The sequence below is a fragment of the Streptomyces sp. ISL-10 genome, assembly GCF_018614575.1.
GTDB lineage: Bacteria > Actinomycetota > Actinomycetes > Streptomycetales > Streptomycetaceae > Streptomyces.
The window spans coordinates 23541-40862 of record NZ_JAGGOJ010000008.1; the positions used below are offsets into that span (position 1 = coordinate 23541).

Consider the following 17322-nt stretch of genomic DNA (forward strand, 5'->3'; position numbering starts at 1 on the left):
CAGCCGGCACCAGTCCGGTGGGCGGGTCTGCCCCCGAGGGATCCGGGTGGTGGCGTCATGGCCCCCGCAGTACCGCGATCCCTACGTTGTGTGCAGGTCGCGGCACTCGTGCGGCGGGCACGGAGGACGACCCGGCACCGACCGCCGGCCCGGGCGTCGCAGCCGGTCCGGCCCCCGACCTCAGCTGCGATCCCCAGTCCTGCGTTCCAAGTCCTGCATCCCAGCCTCGCCAGTCCTGCGTCCCAGGTCCCGCATCCCAGGTCCTGCATTCCAAGCTCTGCATCCAAGGCTCCTACAGACCGGAGATCGCCATGCCTCAGGCCACCGCCTCCCTCACGGCCCGTGCCGCCGAGCCACCCGCCCGCGGCACCGGACCGGGAGCGCCCGACGGCGGGGCCGGACGGGGAGCGCCTGGGCGTGCGGGTGCCGGGAGCGAGTTCGCGCCACTGCTGCGGAGCGTCAAGGAGCAGGGACTCCTGGAACGCCGACCCGGCTGGTATGCCCGGGGCATCACCGTGAACCTGCTGGCGCTCGCGGCGGTGATCACCGGCATGGCGCTGGCGGGCGGATCCTGGTGGGTGCTCCTGCTCGCACCGCTCCTCGCCCTGTTCTCCGCCCGCGGCGCCTTCTTCGGCCATGACGCCGGCCACGCGCAGATCACCGGCGACCGCGGCAGAAGCCGCCTCATCCAGCTCGTCCACGCCAACCTGCTCCTCGGTATGAGTCAGGAGTGGTGGAACGACAAGCACAACCGGCACCACGCCAACCCCAACCATGTGGACAAGGACCCCGACGTCGCGCCCGACGTCCTGGTCTTCACCAGCCGGCAGGCCACCGGGCGCAAGGGCCTCTACGGGTGGCTCACCCGGCACCAGGCCTGGCTGTTCTTCCCCCTCACCACCCTCGAAGGCATCGCGCTGAAGGTCTATGGATTCCGGGCGGTCTTCTCCCGTACGCCCTCGGTCCGCCAGAGCGGGCGCGACCGGGCCGTCGAAGCGGTCCTGCTCCTCGCCCACGTCGCCGCGTACGCGACCCTGCTGCTGACCACCCTGCCGCCGGCCCAGGCCCTCGTCTTCGCTGTGCTGCACCAGATGGTCCTCGGGCTCCACCTCGGCATGGCGTTCGCCCCCAACCACAAGGGCATGGAGATGCCCGACGGCGAACACGGCAAGGACTGGGGCCATCTGCGCCGCCAGGTCCTCACCTCCCGCAACATCCGTGGCGGCCCCCTCACCGACTGGTTCCTGGGCGGCCTCAACTACCAGATCGAGCACCATCTCTTCCCGAGCATGCCGCGGCCCCATCTCGCGCTCGCACGCCCCCTGGTCCGCGCCCACTGCCGCGCGCTGTCCGTTCCGTACACCGAGACCGGGTTGCTCGACTCCTACCGCCAGGCCCTGGCCCATCTGCACGACGTCGGCCAATCTCTGCGCGAGGGTGCCACGGGAACCGGCGGGCGGGCGTGAGCGTTGTTCCAGTGGAGCGGCCATGGCCGCGGAGGAGGCGACGGACATGTCGACACGCACAAAGATCATGATCGGGGGAGTGGCTGTCGGCCTGCTCCTCATGCCGTTCATCGGATTCTGGCTCTCGCTGCTGGTGGTGATCGGTGTGCCGACCGTGGCGTATCTGATGCTCGACCCGAGCCAGCGCCGCAGGCTGCGCCGCGTCTCCCGCCGCGAGATCGGCCGCTGACCGCTGACCGCTGACCGCTGACCGCTGACGGTCGCTGAGGGCCCCGAGGGGCGGGGGCGGGCCGCACCTTGTGCGGCCCGCCTTCCGTGCGCGCGCCGCGTGTTCTTCCCGAAGGGGTAGGGTCGTGAATGATCACCGGCGCGGGAGGGGAGCTCGGACGATGGGTGCGGCAGTCACGGCGGTCAGCAGCAACGGGGTGTACGCGTTCACCAAGCCGAACCGCGAGAGCATCACGCTGCTCGCGGGACTCGGGGTGGAGGGCGACGTCCACGCGGGCGTGACGGTCAAGCACCGGTCACGGATCGCGCAGGACCCGACCCAACCCAATCTCCGTCAGGTGCACCTCATCCACGAGGAGCTGTTCACCGAGCTGGCGGCCGCCGGTTTCGAGGTCGCCCCCGGAGCCCTCGGGGAGAACGTGACGACCACGGGGATCGACCTGCTGTCCCTCCCCGTGGGGACACTGCTGGGGCTCGGTGCGGAAGCGGTCGTCGAGGTCACCGGCCTGCGGAACCCCTGCGTGCAGATCGACGCCTTCCAGGACGGCCTGCTCAGGCAGGTCGTCGGCCGCGATGCTTCCGGTGCGATCGTGCGCAAGGCCGGAATCATGAGCGTGGTGAGGACGGGCGGCGTGGTCCGCCCGGGCGATCCCATCACGGTTGAACTGCCCGCGGGCCCGCACCGCCGGCTCGAACGGGTCTGAGGACCGCCCCGAGCGGGAAACCGAAGAAGCCGCGGGCCGAAGAGGTCCAAGGCCCCCGTTCGACGGGGCCGAGGAGCGTCGTCCGGAGGGGGCGGAGAGCCGCCTCCGCTCAACAGGGTGGGACCGCAGCGAGCGGCAGCCCCCACCGGTGCCGTCGCATCCATCGCCGTCGGCAACCATGCCGGGCAACCATCGCCGGCAACCACGCGGGGAAACCATCGCCGTCGGCAACAACGGCCGGCGCTCACGCCGGATGGACGGCCACCTTCTCCAACGCCTCCAGCAGCCCTGGGAGCTCCGGTCCCCGGCCCACGGGGATCACCTCGCCCGGTTCCTCGTCCAGCAGGAGGAACGCGATGTCGTCCGTCCTCGCGACCATGGACCAGCCGGGCCCGTCGGCCCGGATCATGCGAGCCCCTCCGGGGGCGAACGACGAACGGACCCGTCCGGGCGGCGGAGCCGATTCCGTGTAGGCGCGGGCTTCCCCGAGCGCGCGGCGTACGCCCTCGCTCAGCCCGCCCGACCTCGTACCGGCCGGGACCTCGCCGGACCCGGTCGCCCGGCCGGTATCGGTGCCGTCGGCGTCCGGTCCGTCGAGGCCGGTCCGATCGCGCCACTGCGCCCACTGCAGGGCGACCTCGTCGGCCCCCAGTCGGCGCTGGGCCGGGCCCCAGCGGCCCGTGTCCGGCGGGGCGAGCGGCGTCGGGTCGCCCTCCTCGGGCGCCGGGTCGTGGGGCGCGGGCAGGTTGGGCGCGGCGACAGCGACGGCCAGGGGCCAGCCGGGCAGCGCGGCGACCATCGAGCGCTCGTCGGGGGAGAGGTCGTACTCCATGCCGCAGTCCCACGAGGCGATGGCGACGGCGACGAGCGACACGTCGTCGACCACCACGGTCCAGCGGGCGCCTTCGCCGTCCTGGCCGAGGACCAGTCCGTACCCCTCTTCAAACGGTTCGAGCGCGAGCGCCCGGCAGGCCGCCGGATAGTCGTCACCGAGCACGCTGGGGAACTGCGCGGGCGTGAGCAGCACCGCGGTCAGCACATAGAGCGCGTCGTCGTCCCCGGCCTCTTCCGCCCCGGCCACGGCAACCTCCCCATCCGATCGTTCGTCGGCGCACCTTAACCAGTGAGTAACCCGCCCGTCGAGGGTATGCGGAACTAAATCGGTCGGGACGGTTCCGTTCCGGGCAGGCCCAGGAGACCGCGCGCGACCGACTCCACCGGCTCGTTCCGCTCACGGGCGAGGGCTATGACCGCGCGGCAGGCGAGCTCGTTGATCCCGAAGACGAGTGCGTCGGGCGCGACCCACCCCGCCGCCTCGTCGATCCGGTCCCAGTCGTCGTCGACGCTCGCCGCGACATACGTCGCGGCGGCCTCGAACACGTTGTGCTGTGGCGGCCGGTCGTGGCCGGCCGGCTGCACGGGGCGGGCCGGACGGGCGGTGAAGAACTTGCGGAACCGGGCGAACACTCGGACCACCTTCCCTGGTGAGAGGGAGCGGCGGATGCCGCCGACTCCTCAAGTCTCCCACCCTCGCACATGGTTCGAACGGGATGGAGCGTGTCCGAACGGAAGGCGGGGCCGGGCCGCCCCCTTCGGTCTGCGGGCTGCGCCTGTCGCGAGGTGCGCGCCGGTGGCCTGGCCCTGCCGCGAGGTGCGCGCCGGCGGCGTTCAGGCCCTGCTGCGCTCGTCGCCCTCCCGTCCTCTCCGTATTCGTCTCACTCGTCGCCTTGGCGCACGGCCAGGGCGAGGAAGCGGTCGTCCCGATCGGTGTACGAGGTCATCCGCCAGCCCGAACCGGCAAGGAGGGAACGCAGATTCGGCTCGGCCCGAAGATCGTCGTCGCTGATCGTGCGGCCGTGGCGGGCGGCGAGTGCCGCGCGGCCGATGGGATGGAACAGGGCGAGCGCCCCACCGGGCCTCACCACGCGTGCCAGCTCGCGCAGGTTGTCAGCCGGCCGCGGCAGGTGCGAGATCAGCCCCGCGCCGAAGACGGCGTCCAGTGATCTGGAGCGCACCGGGAGGCGGGCGACATCGCCGAGCAGCAGCAGCCCGCTCCTGCCGCGTCCCGCCCGCCGGGCCTCGGTCAGCATCTCGGGCGTGAGGTCGATGCCCAGCACGCTGCCGCGCGGACCTACGGCGGCGCGCAGCGGTTCCAGCGCACGCCCCGTGCCGCAGCCGGCGTCGAGCACTCGGTCGCCGGGCCGCAGCCCGAGGTCCGCGACCGCGGCGGCGTACGCGGGGCCGTCGTCGGGGAAGCGGCTGTCCCAGTCGGCGGCACGCGCGCCGAAGAATTCCTGCACGTGTGTGTGGTCGTCGGCCATGCGTCAATGATCCGCCACGAGCGGGCGGCCGGTCACGCGCCCGCCCGTCACTCCTCAGCGGACGCACGGTCGTGGTGGGTGACGCGAGCAGGGCCGGGGCGAGGGCGGCCGCGTGGACCGCCGGAGTCCCGCCGGCGGCACGGGCCGGGTGGCGGCAGCCACCGCACGGCCGCGGGCCTCGGTGGCGGCGTAAGCGCGACGCTCACCGCGGCGCCACAGTGCACGGCCCGGTGCCCCGGCGGGGCCGGCGCTCACCGCGGCACCACGGCGACATGCGGATCGATCGTATGGTCCGGGCGGAATGTCACCCGGCCGTTCTGTGCACATGTTCGGGCGGTGCACGATCGTTCAGGACCATCTCTCTGTCATATTCCACCAGCTTGCGAAGTGCACCCGGCGTGCGCCCCCTGGCGGGCTAGCGTCCCTGATCCATGGGACACCTGGACCACGCCGCATTCGGCTTGCTCACCCCCGCGCTGTCGTACCTGATGGCCGTCATCGGCGCCGCCCTCGGGCTGCGCTGCACCGTCCGCGCCCTGGGCACGACCGGCCGCTCGCGACGGAACTGGCTGCTCACCGCCGCGTCCGCCATCGGCACCGGCATCTGGACCATGCACTTCGTCGCGATGCTCGGCTTCGCCGTACGCGGCACCGACATCCGCTACGACGTCCCCATGACGGTGCTCAGCCTCCTGGTCGCCATGCTCGTCGTCGGCGCCGGCGTCTTCTGCGTCGGCTACGGGCGGGACCGGGTACGCGCCCTGCTGATCGGCGGCCTGTCCACCGGCCTCGGCGTGGCCAGCATGCACTACCTGGGCATGGCGGCTCTGCGGCTGCACGGGAGCGTGCACTACGACCCGCTTCTGGTGGCACTGTCCGTCGCCATCGCCGTGGTCGCCGCGACGGCGGCCCTGTGGGCTGCCCTCAACATCAAGTCGCCCCTCGCCGTCGCTGTCGCCTCGCTCGTCATGGGCGCCGCCGTCAGCAGCATGCACTACACCGGAATGCTCGCCGTCTCCGTGGAACTGACGCCATCGGCGGGGCAGTTGCCGGGCGCGGGAGCGATGCAGTTCATCTTCCCCCTCGCCGTCGGGCTCGGCTCCTACCTCTTCGTCACGGCGGCGTTCGTGGCGCTCTCCCCGACGGCGGGCGAGAGCGCCGCGTACGCCTCGGCCGGCGCGTACGAGGGCACGGCCGAGGACACCGCGGAGCGCACCGCCGACGACCGTGACACCCCGGCCGCACAGCGCGGCACCGACGCCGCCACGTCCCCCGCGGTGTCCGGCCCCGCCACGCCCACCACCACGGCGACCGCCTGACCGGCCGGCGGCGCTGCCGCCGGTCCCGCATCCGGAACGAGGAGGCCATGCACACACCCCGCAGGACCCCGGGCGACGAGACCCGGCCCCCCGACCCGCAGCCCACAGGCTCCACAGCCCGCCGCCGGCACGCACACGCCGGCGCGCCCGCGGTCGAACACACCGGGCAGCGGCCGCCCAGGCAGCGGCCTCGCCCCGGCGCCCGGGGACGCCTCCTCCCGCGGCCGCGCACCGTACGGGCGAAGATCATCTCGCTGCTGATGGTGCCTGTCCTGTCCCTGCTCGCCCTCTGGGGCTTCGCTACCGTGACGACCGCTCAGGACGTGGCGCGGCTGCGCCAGTTGCAGCGTGTCGACGAGCAGGTCGGTGAACCGGTCGCTGCCGCCGTCGCCGCACTGCAGATCGAACGCCGCGCGGCCCTGCACCGGATCGCCGCTCCCTCCGCCGACCGCGCAGCCGCCCTCCGGTCGGCGTCCCGGCGCACCGACGACGCCGTGCGCCGGCTGCGTCTCGACTACCGGCACACGGTCGCCTCGGGCGGCGAAGCGCCCCGCGCAGTAGCCGCACGGCTGGATGAGTTCGTCGCCCTCGGGGAGAAGCTGGGCGCCACCCGCAAGGCCGCCGCCGATGACGAGATCGCCTGGAACACCGCGTACGAGGCATACAACGACGTCGTCGCCGCGGGCCTCGCCGTCGGCGGCGCCGTCGCCGGCATCCACGACAGCGGCCGCGCGGCCGACGCCCGTGTGCTGCTCGAACTGGACAGGGCCGCGGAGATGCTCGCCCGCGAGGATGTCCTCGTGGCCTCGGCGCGGCTCACCGGTTCCTTCGACGCGCAGCAGCTGAGCCTGTTCACCGGCACCGCGGCGGCCCGCACCGCGCTGACCGAAGGTGCGGCCACCGACCTGCGCGGCCCCGCACGCGCGACCTGGCGCACACTTTCCGAACGGGCCGCCTACCGCCAATTGACCACTGCGGAGCGGCGCGTGACCCGCGCGCCCGCGGGCCGGGCGGCGGCCACCGCCGTACCGCCGGACGACTGGGAGCGCGCCCGTGCCGCCGTAAGCGACGGACTGCGTGACATCGCCGCGGACGCGCGCCGCGGCACCGCATCGGACGCCGACCCGGTGACGGGCGGCCTGCTGACCGCGGCGGGTGCGGCCGTGGTCCTCGGACTCGTGGCCGTCGCCGCCTCCCTCGTCATCTCCGTCCGCATCGGCCGCGCGCTCGTCGTCGAACTCGTCACCCTGCGCAACAGCGCTCTGGAGATCGCCCGGCGCAAACTGCCGCACGCCATGCGCCGACTGCGCACCGGCGAACAGATCGACATCCGGGCCGAGGTGCCACCGGATGCCGCGAGCGAGGACGAGATCGGACAGGTCGGTGAGGCTCTCGCGAGCGTGCACCGCGCGGCGCTCAGCGCCGCCGTCGAGCGGGCCGAACTCGCCGGCGGCATCTCGGGCGTCTTCGTCAACCTCGCCCGCCGGAGCCAGACCCTGGTCCACCGCCAGCTGGCCCTGCTCGACGCCATGGAGCGCCGCGCCGACGACCCCGGCGAACTGGGCGACCTCTTCCGCCTCGACCATCTCACCACCCGGATGCGGCGCCATGCCGAGAGCCTGATCATCCTGTCCGGCGCGGCTCCCGGCCGCGCCTGGAGCAGCCCGGTCCCGCTGACCAGTGTCGTCCGCGCGGCCGTCTCCGAGATCGAGGACTACGCGCGCGTGGAGCTCCGGCAGCTGCCCGAGACGGCCGTCTCGGGCGCGGCCGTCGCCGACCTCACCCACCTTCTCGCCGAACTCGTCGAGAACGCAGCCCAGTTCTCCCCGCCGCACACCAAGGTGCGCATCACCGGCGAGCCTGTCGGCAACGGCTACGCCCTGGAGGTCGAGGACCGCGGACTGGGCATGGGCAAGGAAGCCCTCGCCGAGGCCAACCGCAAACTCGAGGAGTCGCAGGCGCTGGACCTCTTCGACAGCGACCGCCTCGGGCTCTTCGTCGTCAGCCGCCTCGCCTCCCGCCATGGCATCAAAGTGCGGCTGCGCACCTCTCCGTACGGGGGCAGCACGGCAGTAGTGCTGCTGCCGAAGGCGCTCCTCCAGGGCGCCGTCGGCGCGGGCTCAGACGGCCGCCGCCGCACACCCGAACCGCTGTCCCGGGCGCCGCGCGACGGCGAGCAGGCAAGGAGCGACCACGAGCACTCGGGCGGCGGGTGGTCGGGCGACCGGTCCGGGGGACAGACCGGCGAGCGGCCGGTGCCCGGTCTCCTCGCCGACCGGCCGAGGGCGGGCGGGCTCACGGCAGGCCGCGAACGGCCCCGGCCCGTACCGCGCCCCGTCCACTTCGCCGCGGACACACCGGCCGGGCCCGAGGTATGGGACGCGGCACGGTCCGCAGCACCGGAGCGACCTTGGGCGGACGCCCGCGACGACCAGCCCGCGCCGCCCGGCGCCGTCCGCGCGCTGCGCCTGCGTGACCTCCCGGAACCTTCGGCCGACGGCGAGCACCCGCTGCCACCGGCCGAAGGCCGGCACACGGCGCAGTCGGCCGAAGGGCAACTCCCGCGTCGTGTACGGCAGTCCCACCTCGCCCCTCAACTGCGCCAGGCGCTACCGCCGGCCCCGCCGCACAACCCGCCCGCCGAGGACATGAGCGACCGCAGCCCCGAAGTCGTCCGGGACCGGATGAACGCCTACCGAAACGGCTGGACCAGGGGCGGCGGCGCAGCGCCCGGATCCCCCCTCACCGCGGCCCCGGACCCCCTGCGGGACCAAGAACCCCACCCTGGCCGTCAGCCCCTCCCCGGCAGCGAAGGAGACCGAGCATGACCGAGCACGAGTCAGCCGTGGTCCAGCACGAGTCAGCCGTGGCTCATGACCGATTCGGCGACCTCGACTGGCTGCTGGACGATCTCGTCCTGCGCGTGGCCGAGGTCCGACACACGGTCGTGCTGTCGAACGACGGACTGCCCGTCGGCGCGTCCAAAGGCCTGACCCGCGAGGACGCCGAGCATCTGGCGGCCGTGGCGTCCGGGTTCCACAGCCTCGCCAAGGGGACGGGACGTCACTTCGCGGCCGGGGGCGTACGGCAGACCATGGTCGAGATGGACGAAGGCTTTCTGTTCGTGGCCGCGGCCGGTGACGGCTCCTGCCTCGCCCTGCTCACCTCCGTCAGTGCGGACATCGGACTCATCGCCTACGAGATGGCCCGCCTCGTCAACCGTGTCGGTGAACACCTGCGCACACCGGCGCGCGTCAGCACGCCGTGACCGGCGCCCCCGGGCCCACCGGCAGCCAGTGGTACGACGCGGACGCGGGACCGCTCGTCCGCCCATATGCGATGACCGGCGGGCGGACCAGACCCGGACCGAGCCATGTGCGCTTCGACCTCATCGCCCTGGTAGTCGTGGACGACGACGCACCCGGATCGGCCGAGGACTCTTCCCTCGGCCCGGAGCACCGCACGCTGCTGTCGATGTGCCGGTGCGAGACGCAGTCCGTCGCGGAGCTCGCGGCCGACGCCGACCTGCCGGTCGGCGTCGTACGCGTTCTCCTCGGCGATCTGCTCGAAGCGGGACACGTGAAGGTCAGCCGCCCCGTACCGCCCGCGCAGCTGCCGGACGAGAGGATCCTGCGTGAGGTCATCGAGGGCCTGCGCGCCCTGTGACGACATCGGTCGCCGGCTCCTCACGCGCCGCCCGCCCGCATCCACCCCGCATCCCCTGCGCCGCCGCCCGTGAACAGTGCGTCGCCCCGCCCGTCCCCGCTCGCCCATGCCTGTCTGTCCATCCCGGGAGAAACGACCGATGTCCACCACGAGCACTGACACGAACGCCGGGGAGTCCACCGACCTCGCGCTGAAGATCCTTGTCGCAGGCGGCTTCGGCGTCGGCAAGACCACGCTGGTCGGCGCGGTCAGCGAGATCCGGCCGCTGCGCACCGAGGAACAGCTCAGCGAGGTCGGAACCACGGTCGACGACACCGAGGGCGTCGCCAGGAAGACGACCACGACCGTCGCCATGGACTTCGGCCGCATCACGATCCGACCGGGGCTCTCCCTCTACCTGTTCGGCACACCGGGCCAGGACCGCTTCTGGTTCCTGTGGGACGAACTCTCCCAGGGCGCGCTCGGCGCCGTCGTCCTCGTCGACACCCGGCGGCTCACCGACTGCTTTCCCGCCGTCGACTACTTCGAACACCGCCGCATCCCGTTCGTCGTCGCCGTCAACTGCTTCCCCGGCGCCCGGTCCTTCGGAGCCCATGAGGTCTCCCGCGCCCTTGATCTGGACCAGGGCACCCCCGTCGTCATGTGCGATGCGCGCGACCGCGACTCGGGCAAGGAGGTCCTGGTCCGGCTGGTCGAGTACGCGGGCCGGGTGCACACACCGGCCGGGACGCCGGCCTCGGTCGGCTGAGGCCGGCGCGTGCGGCTTTGCAGCGGCCCTCCCGGCGGCACCTTGCCGTGGGCGCACGCGTGCGAAAGGCTTACGGGCGAAGGCGAGACCACGGGGTGTTACAAGCGGGGAGGACCGGCCATGGCGTTGGACAAGGGACTCGACTGGCTGCTGGACGACCTGACCGAGCGGATCGACCACATAAGGCACGCACTCGTGCTCTCCAACGACGGCCTGGTCACGGGCGCGAGCACGGGCCTCGCACGCGAGGACGCGGAGCACCTGGCGGCGGTCTCCTCCGGCCTGCACTCCCTCGCCCGCGGCTCCGGTCGCCACTTCCGGGCCGGCCGCGCGCGCCAGACCATGGTCGAGTTCGACGAGGCCCTGCTGTTCGTGACGGCGGCGGGCGAAGGCAGCTGCCTGTGCGTCCTCAGCGACGCCGAGGCCGACGTGGGCCAGGTCGCCTACGAGATGACGCTGATGGTCAATCGCGTCGGCGAGCACCTGGGCGTCGAGGCACGTCAGCCGGACAATCCTCTCTGACCTGCGGCGACACGGGTTATCCACAGGCCCGGCGGGATGTCGCTGCGGCGGGCTACGGTCGTCACCGGTGAGTTTCACGGCTCTACGGGGGAGACCATCATGACCACGCAGGACATGTCGTCGTGGGTGACAGGGGACGCGCTGTACGCCACGCGGTACGCGGTCCGGGATGCGGCGGAACGAGACAGGGCGCCGAGTCTGGCGCTGAGCGGGGCCGCACGCGAACTGCAACTGAGGCGCGGGGAGTTGGATCTCGCCGTTCAGCTGGGCCAGGTGCGTACGGCATCCGACGCGCGCGGCGGCCCTCCCCGGATCCCTCGGCACGAGATCGACCGTCTCCGAGCGGCGGAGGGTTTCCCGGACGTGCTCCGGGAGCGGGTCCGGGCGGTCGGCACACGGGAGGCGGCCGAGCTCCTCTCGATCACCGGCCACCGGTTCACGTGCCTCGCCCGCACAGGCCACTTCATTCCGGTGCGCTTCTACCTCAACCGCTATCGCGCCGTCGTGTGGATGTATCTCGCCTGCGAGCTGCGTGACTTCGCCCAGGACCACGCCGATCTGCTGACCGGCCGGATGCCGCCCGTGGTGCGCGCAGCACTCGATGCGGGAGCGGACCGCCGCCCGCGGAACTGGCGCGGCCGAAAGCTGGGCATGCTGTTGCGGGCCACCTCGGACCCGTGGTTGCGAGCCGCAGCCATCGCGGCGGTGCTCGACCCGGTGACGGTCGCCGAGGTCGTCCCCGATCCCTACGAGCGTTCCCGTCTGCGTGTGCTCCGGCCGGAACTGCTCACCGGTGGCAGACCCCAGTCCCCGGCAGGTCGTGAGCTGGTGGACCGCCTGCTGCTCGCGGACCACCCCGACGAAATCCTGTGGCACCGGATGAGCCTGGCCGAAGCACTGCACGAGGCACGCCGGCTGAGCCCGGCGCCCAGACCCGTGCAGGCAGCCGGGCCGGGGGCGTCCGGGCAGACGGCGCGAAGGCCGGCCACGCGGCTGCTGCCGCGGCGTACTCCGTGCGCCCTGCGTACTCCGCGCCCGCCGCATGCCCGGCGTGCGCTGCTGGACCGTCTCCGCCGGCGAAAGCCCGATCCGGCCGACTGACCGATGCGGTCGGCACGAGCGATCCGGCGGGCTGACCCGATCCGGCAGCGGGTGCAACGCTCCTGCCCCGAACCGGCCTGGCGCCTCGGCGGCTTGACCCGTTCTGGTCTGTGCCGCGCCGACTCGCCACAAGCGCGGCCAGCCGACCGCCTGGCCTCCCCGACCGGCGGATCAGGTCCCCGCGCTGCACTGCCCGTCAACGGGACCCAGAGCCCCCGGGAAATGCGCTCGCCACATACCCCGCGCGTGCATATCCTCGGCGGCCGCTGCCCACATGCCTCGGCTCTCCTTGCCGCAGCGGGGCGTCGCGGCTCCGATACCGGGCCGCCGTCGCCACCATCAACCCGGTCCCACCCCCACCTCCATTCCCACTCCCACCCCCACCCGTCTCCTCTCCGATCCCCTGTCAGGAAGGCCGCACCGTGCCCCATGCCCTGCACCGCACCACCGTCGTCGCCGATGCCCACAACGACCTCCTGATCGCCGTGGCAGCACGGCCCCCGCACCGCTGGGCCGAGTTCTTCCGCCGGCGTTGGCTTCCCCAACTGCGCGACGGGGGCGTCCGCTTGCAGGTGCTGCCCGTGTTCATCGGCGATCGGTTCCGCCCCGACGGAGCCCTCCGGGAGACGCTGCGCATGATCGAGTGCGCTCATGTCATCGCGGAGGGCAACGCGGACGCGGTACGGCTCTGCCTCGACGGCGCCGACATAGACGCGGCCCTCGCGGAGGGCAGGATCGCGCTCGTGCTCGCACTCGAGAGCGCGCCGGGAGTCGATGCCAACGTGGAACTGTTCTCCACCCTGCACCGGCTCGGCGTACGTATCGCCTCCATCGCGCACTGGGGCCGCACCCCGCTGGCCGACGGCAGTGGGGAGGACGCGACCGGCAGCCGCCTCACCGAAGCCGGAGTGGCGGCGCTGGCGGAGATGGAGCGGCTGGGCATCATCTTCGACGTGTCGCATCTGGGCGCGGCGGGCGTCGCCCATGTGCTGGAGATCGCGACCCGGCCCGTCATGGCCACCCATTCCTCGGCGCGCGCTCTGCGTGACCATCACCGCAACCTCACGGACGAGCAGATACGCGGCATCGCGGCCACCGGCGGCACCGTGTGCGTCAACTTCCTGCCCGAGTTCCTCGCCGCCCACCCGGCAGAGGCCACCCTGGACGTGCTGGTCGACCACGTCCTGCACATCACCGACATCGCCGGCGCGGACCGTGTCGGCCTCGGCCCCGACTTCATCCAGGAGGTCAACGACGACATCACGCCGCCCTGTTGCGAGGACAGCTACGAGTACGACTGGGCGCTGCCCGGCCTGGAGGGCCCCCGTGGACTGCCCCTGGTCACCGAAGCACTGCACGGGCGGGGCGTGCCGGAGGACACGCTGCGCGCGATCCTCGGCGGCAACCTTCTCGACCTGTTCCGCAAGGAGCTGGGCCGTCCCACCTGACCAGCTCCCGGCCCTGCGAGCCCGGACCGGAAGGCCGGGACGCCCCCCATGCCCCGAGGTCACCCAGAGCCCAGGGGCCGGCCCCGAGGCCCCCATGCCCCCCAACGCCCCCGTGACCCGAGGCCCTCATGGCCCGAGGCCCCCAACCCCCACAGGCCCGGGGTCCGGCAGGGACGGGCATGAAGCTGGGCTGTGGGCCCGCTTAAGAAATCCTCGATGGACGCGACGCTCCGAGCTGGGCAGATTGGAGCGCGTCCACTGAGCGGGGCCGTATTTTCGGTATCCGGCCAGTCCCGTCACCATGCCTGGAGCCGCACTGATGAAGGCGCTTGTCAAGCAGCACGCCGAGCCCGGGCTGTGGCTCATGGACGTGCCGGAGCCGCAGACCGGTCCCGGCGATGTGCTCATCAAGGTGCTGCGGACCGGCATCTGCGGCACGGACCTGCACATCAGGTCCTGGGACGGCTGGGCGCAGCAGGCCGTCACGACACCGCGCATCCTCGGGCACGAGTTCGTCGGGGAGGTCGCGGCCGTCGGCGCCGACGTGGCGGACATCGCCGTCGGCGACGTGGTCAGCGGCGAGGGCCACCTCGTCTGCGGCAAGTGCCGCAACTGCCTGGCGGGCCGACGCCACCTGTGCCGCAGCACGGTCGGTCTCGGTGTCGGTCGCGACGGCGCTTTCGCCGAGTACGTGGCGCTGCCCGCCTCCAACGTCTGGGTGCACCGCACCAGGGTGGACCTGGACATCGCCGCCATCTTCGACCCGTTCGGCAACGCCGTGCACACCGCGCTGTCCTTCCCGCTCGTCGGCGAGGACGTGCTGATCACGGGCGCGGGCCCGATCGGCATCATGGCCGCCGCCGTCGCCAAGCACGCGGGCGCGCGCAATGTGGTGATCACCGACGTAAGCGAGTCCCGCCTGGAGCTCGCCCGCAAGGTGGGCGCGACCCTCTCGGTGAACGTCTCGCAGAGCGACATCGCCGCCGCCCAGCGGCAGCTGGGTCTCAAGGAGGGCTTCGACATCGGCCTGGAGATGTCCGGCCGCCCCGAGGCGATGCGGGACATGGTCGACAACATGACGCACGGCGGCCGGATCGCGATGCTGGGCCTGCCCGCGCAGGAGTTCGCCGTCGACTGGTCGAAGATCGTGACCTCGATGATCACCATCAAGGGCATCTACGGCCGGGAGATGTTCGAGACCTGGTACGCCATGACGGTGCTCCTGGAGGGTGGCCTCGACCTCAGCCCTGTGATCACCGGCAGCTACGGATACCAGGATTTCGACGCCGCCTTCGACGAGGCAGCGACCGCCCGCAGCGGCAAGATCATCCTCGACTGGACCGTCTGAGTCCCGCTCTCGCACCGCGTTACCGCCTCAAGGAGAACCCTCATGTACGCGTCCGTCCGCGACGAACTCCGCGCCACCCTCGACGAGATCCGCGACGCCGGTCTCTACAAGCCCGAGCGGGTCATCGGCACCCCGCAGAGCGCGTCCGTCGCCGTCACGACGGGTGGCGCCCCCGGTGACGTGCTCAACTTCTGCGCGAACAACTACCTCGGCCTCGCCGACCACCCCGGCGTCGTCGCCGCTGCCAAGGACGCCCTCGACCGCTGGGGCTACGGGATGGCCTCCGTCCGCTTCATCTGCGGAACGCAGGAGATCCACAAGGAGCTGGAGCAGCGCCTGTCGGCGTTCCTCGGCCAGGAGGACACGATCCTCTACTCCTCTTGCTTCGACGCCAACGGCGGGGTGTTCGAGACCCTCCTCGGTCCCGAGGACGCCGTCATCTCCGACGCCCTCAACCACGCCTCCATCATCGACGGCATCCGCCTGTCCAAGGCCCGCCGCCACCGCTACGCCAACCGCGACATGGCCGACCTCGAGCTGCAGCTGAAGAAGGCCGTCGAGGGCGGCGCCCGCCGCCGCCTCATCGTCACCGACGGCGTCTTCTCGATGGACGGCTACGTCGCGCCCCTCGCCGAGATCTGCGATCTCGCCGACCGCTACGACGCCATGGTCATGGTCGACGACTCGCACGCCGTCGGCTTCGTCGGCCCCGGCGGCCGCGGCACCCCCGAACTGCACGGCGTCATGGACCGCGTCGACATCATCACCGGCACCCTCGGCAAGGCGCTCGGCGGTGCGTCCGGCGGCTATGTCGCGGCCCGCGCCGAAATCGTCGAGCTGCTGCGCCAGCGCTCCCGCCCCTACCTGTTCTCCAACTCCCTCGCTCCGGTGATCGCCGCCGCCTCCCTCAAGGTCCTGGACCTGCTGGAGTCCGCCGGCGACCTGCGCCAGAAGCTGGCGGCGAACACCAAGCTGTTCCGTACGAAGATGACCGAGGCCGGCTTCGAGATCCTGCCCGGAGACCATGCCATCGCGCCCGTCATGATCGGCGACGCCGCGGAGGCGGGCCGGATGGCCGAGCTGCTGCTCGAGCGCGGCGTGTACGTGATCGGCTTCTCCTACCCCGTCGTGCCCATGGGGCAGGCGCGCATCCGGGTCCAGCTGTCCGCCGCGCACTCCACCGCGGACGTCGAGCGCGCGGTCGCCGCCTTCACCGACGCCCGCCGGGCCCTGAAGGGCTGAGGCCGAAGGGGGCCGCCCAGGCTGGCAAAATGGCCTGGTGATCGACCCCCGGCGGCTGCGCATCCTGCGGGCCGTGGCGGACCACCGTACGGTGACCGCCGCGGCCTCCGCGCTGTACCTCACCCCCTCCGCCGTCTCCCAGCAGCTCAATGCGCTGGAACAGGAGACGGGCCACGCCCTGCTGATCCGCAGCGGCAAGGGCGTGACCCTGACGGCGGCGGGCGAGATCCTTCTCGCCCACGCCCACGCCGTCCTCGCCCAGCTCGAGCGTGCCGAGGCGGAGCTCGCCGCGTACGCGGGCGGGGCTGCGGGCGAGGTGACCGTCGCCGCGTTCGCCACCGGCATCGCCGAGGTCGTGGCACCGGCGATAGGGCGCCTGGCCGCTGACCACCCGGGCATCCGTGTGCGCGTGCGCGACGCCGAGGGTGACGAGAGCCTGCCGCTGGTCCTCGACGGCGAAGCCGATCTCGCGGTGGCCGTCGAGTACCGGGGCGCTCCCGGCGCGGACGACCGGAGGCTGGCCAGGGTGCCCCTGTACGCCGAGCCGTTCGACGCGGTGCTGCGTGCCGACCATCCGCTCGCGGCCGGCGACACCGTGGAGCTGGCCCGGTTCGGGGACAGCGACTGGATCGGCCCGTACCCCGGCAACCCGTGCCACGACATGGTGCTGCTCGCCTGCGAACTGGCGGGCTTCCAGCCCCGGCTCGTACACCTGTCGGACGACTTCCGGGCCGTTGTCGCACTCGCGGGCGCGGGCGCGGGTGTCGCGCTCGTACCGCGTTCGGCGCTGCGGGGGATGGAGCTGAGCGACACGGTGGTCAGGGCCGTGTCCGGACCCGCCGCCACGCGCCGCGTCTTCGCCGCGGTACGACGCGGTGCGGAGAGCCATCCGCTGATCCGCCCGGTCCTCGACGCCCTCGCTCTCACCGCCGGGGGCCTGTCCACCGACTGAAGGCCGCCTCACGCACGTCCGCGCCGCGTCCGCGTCACGGCCTCGCCGGGACTCCAGCGCCGTCACCGCGGGTTGTCCACCTGCGCGCAGACCGCCGAGGCGGCCGCTTCGATCACGGCGCCGACCGAGATGGTGGGACCGGTCCGCAAGGTCCGCGGCCCCGAGCCGGTCCGTCCCGGGCACGCCGCCCCACGCCGCTCGCACTCCGCGGGGCCCGCGCTGACCGGCCTGCCACACGCCGTGCGGAAGGCGGCGCG

The 17322-nt window shown here is 72.6% G+C and carries 17 protein-coding genes; 14 read left to right on the forward strand and 3 right to left on the reverse strand.

What is annotated here, in order from left to right; all coding sequences use genetic code 11:
• The first annotated feature begins 311 nt into the window (after positions 1 to 311).
• The 3 genes from J7E88_RS08945 to J7E88_RS08955 all read left to right on the forward strand — a co-directional run bounded on the left by J7E88_RS08945 (position 312) and on the right by J7E88_RS08955 (position 2398).
• A complete protein-coding gene (locus tag J7E88_RS08945; protein WP_215179052.1) occupies positions 312 to 1466 on the forward strand; it encodes an acyl-CoA desaturase in 1155 nt (384 codons plus the stop codon).
• A 46-nt stretch (positions 1467 to 1512) separates the two neighbouring features.
• Positions 1513 to 1695 carry a hypothetical protein gene (locus J7E88_RS08950; RefSeq protein WP_215179053.1) on the forward strand — a complete coding sequence of 61 codons (183 nt, stop codon included), beginning with the start codon at positions 1513 to 1515 and terminating at the stop codon, positions 1693 to 1695.
• Between the two features lie 160 nt (positions 1696 to 1855).
• Positions 1856 to 2398, forward strand: coding sequence for an MOSC domain-containing protein (locus tag J7E88_RS08955; RefSeq protein WP_215179054.1), 543 nt, complete (start codon positions 1856 to 1858; stop codon positions 2396 to 2398).
• A gap of 244 nt (positions 2399 to 2642) precedes the next feature.
• Here J7E88_RS08955 and J7E88_RS08960 read toward each other — a convergent pair whose 3' ends face one another.
• The 3 genes from J7E88_RS08960 to J7E88_RS08970 form a co-directional block, all read right to left on the reverse strand.
• Entirely contained in the window at positions 2643 to 3479 is an 837-nt protein-coding gene (locus J7E88_RS08960) for a hypothetical protein (RefSeq protein WP_215179055.1), read from the reverse strand.
• Between the two features lie 74 nt (positions 3480 to 3553).
• On the reverse strand, positions 3554 to 3874 hold the full coding sequence (locus J7E88_RS08965; protein ID WP_215179056.1) for a hypothetical protein: 321 nt from the start codon (positions 3872 to 3874) through the stop codon (positions 3554 to 3556).
• Positions 3875 to 4113: 239 nt separating this feature from the next.
• Positions 4114 to 4719, reverse strand: coding sequence for a class I SAM-dependent methyltransferase (locus tag J7E88_RS08970; protein WP_215179058.1), 606 nt, complete (start codon positions 4717 to 4719; stop codon positions 4114 to 4116).
• A gap of 431 nt (positions 4720 to 5150) precedes the next feature.
• Between J7E88_RS08970 and J7E88_RS08975 the strand changes: the two genes are divergently transcribed.
• The 11 genes from J7E88_RS08975 to J7E88_RS09025 all read left to right on the forward strand — a co-directional run bounded on the left by J7E88_RS08975 (position 5151) and on the right by J7E88_RS09025 (position 17065).
• The gene (locus J7E88_RS08975; RefSeq protein WP_215179060.1) at positions 5151 to 6038 is read left to right on the forward strand and encodes an MHYT domain-containing protein; all 888 of its coding nucleotides are present in this window, start codon (positions 5151 to 5153) and stop codon (positions 6036 to 6038) included.
• 47 nt (positions 6039 to 6085) lie between these two features.
• Positions 6086 to 8866 carry a nitrate- and nitrite sensing domain-containing protein gene (locus J7E88_RS08980; RefSeq protein WP_215179062.1) on the forward strand — a complete coding sequence of 927 codons (2781 nt, stop codon included), beginning with the start codon at positions 6086 to 6088 and terminating at the stop codon, positions 8864 to 8866.
• Positions 8863 to 9306, forward strand: coding sequence for a roadblock/LC7 domain-containing protein (locus J7E88_RS08985; protein ID WP_215179064.1), 444 nt, complete (start codon positions 8863 to 8865; stop codon positions 9304 to 9306). Before J7E88_RS08980 ends, J7E88_RS08985 begins: the two co-directional genes overlap by 4 nt.
• Entirely contained in the window at positions 9303 to 9704 is a 402-nt protein-coding gene (locus tag J7E88_RS08990) for a DUF742 domain-containing protein (RefSeq protein WP_215179066.1), read from the forward strand. The genes J7E88_RS08985 and J7E88_RS08990 overlap by 4 nt, the downstream gene beginning before the upstream one ends.
• 139 nt (positions 9705 to 9843) lie before the next feature.
• Positions 9844 to 10452 (forward strand): ATP/GTP-binding protein, encoded by a 609-nt coding sequence (locus tag J7E88_RS08995; protein WP_215179067.1) that lies wholly within the window; start codon positions 9844 to 9846, stop codon positions 10450 to 10452.
• A 120-nt stretch (positions 10453 to 10572) separates the two neighbouring features.
• Positions 10573 to 10974 (forward strand): roadblock/LC7 domain-containing protein, encoded by a 402-nt coding sequence (locus J7E88_RS09000; RefSeq protein WP_215179068.1) that lies wholly within the window; start codon positions 10573 to 10575, stop codon positions 10972 to 10974.
• Between the two features lie 99 nt (positions 10975 to 11073).
• Positions 11074 to 12075 carry a DUF6397 family protein gene (locus J7E88_RS09005; RefSeq protein ID WP_215179069.1) on the forward strand — a complete coding sequence of 334 codons (1002 nt, stop codon included), beginning with the start codon at positions 11074 to 11076 and terminating at the stop codon, positions 12073 to 12075.
• 422 nt (positions 12076 to 12497) lie between these two features.
• Complete coding sequence (locus J7E88_RS09010) at positions 12498 to 13523, forward strand: dipeptidase (protein ID WP_215179070.1); 1026 nt, start codon at positions 12498 to 12500, stop codon at positions 13521 to 13523.
• 319 nt (positions 13524 to 13842) lie between these two features.
• Positions 13843 to 14871 (forward strand): L-threonine 3-dehydrogenase, encoded by a 1029-nt coding sequence (gene tdh, locus J7E88_RS09015; protein ID WP_215179071.1) that lies wholly within the window; start codon positions 13843 to 13845, stop codon positions 14869 to 14871.
• A gap of 42 nt (positions 14872 to 14913) precedes the next feature.
• Positions 14914 to 16113 carry a glycine C-acetyltransferase gene (locus J7E88_RS09020; RefSeq protein ID WP_215179073.1) on the forward strand — a complete coding sequence of 400 codons (1200 nt, stop codon included), beginning with the start codon at positions 14914 to 14916 and terminating at the stop codon, positions 16111 to 16113.
• Between the two features lie 37 nt (positions 16114 to 16150).
• Complete coding sequence (locus J7E88_RS09025; RefSeq protein ID WP_215179075.1) at positions 16151 to 17065, forward strand: LysR family transcriptional regulator; 915 nt, start codon at positions 16151 to 16153, stop codon at positions 17063 to 17065.
• The last annotated feature ends 257 nt before the right edge of the window (positions 17066 to 17322 follow it).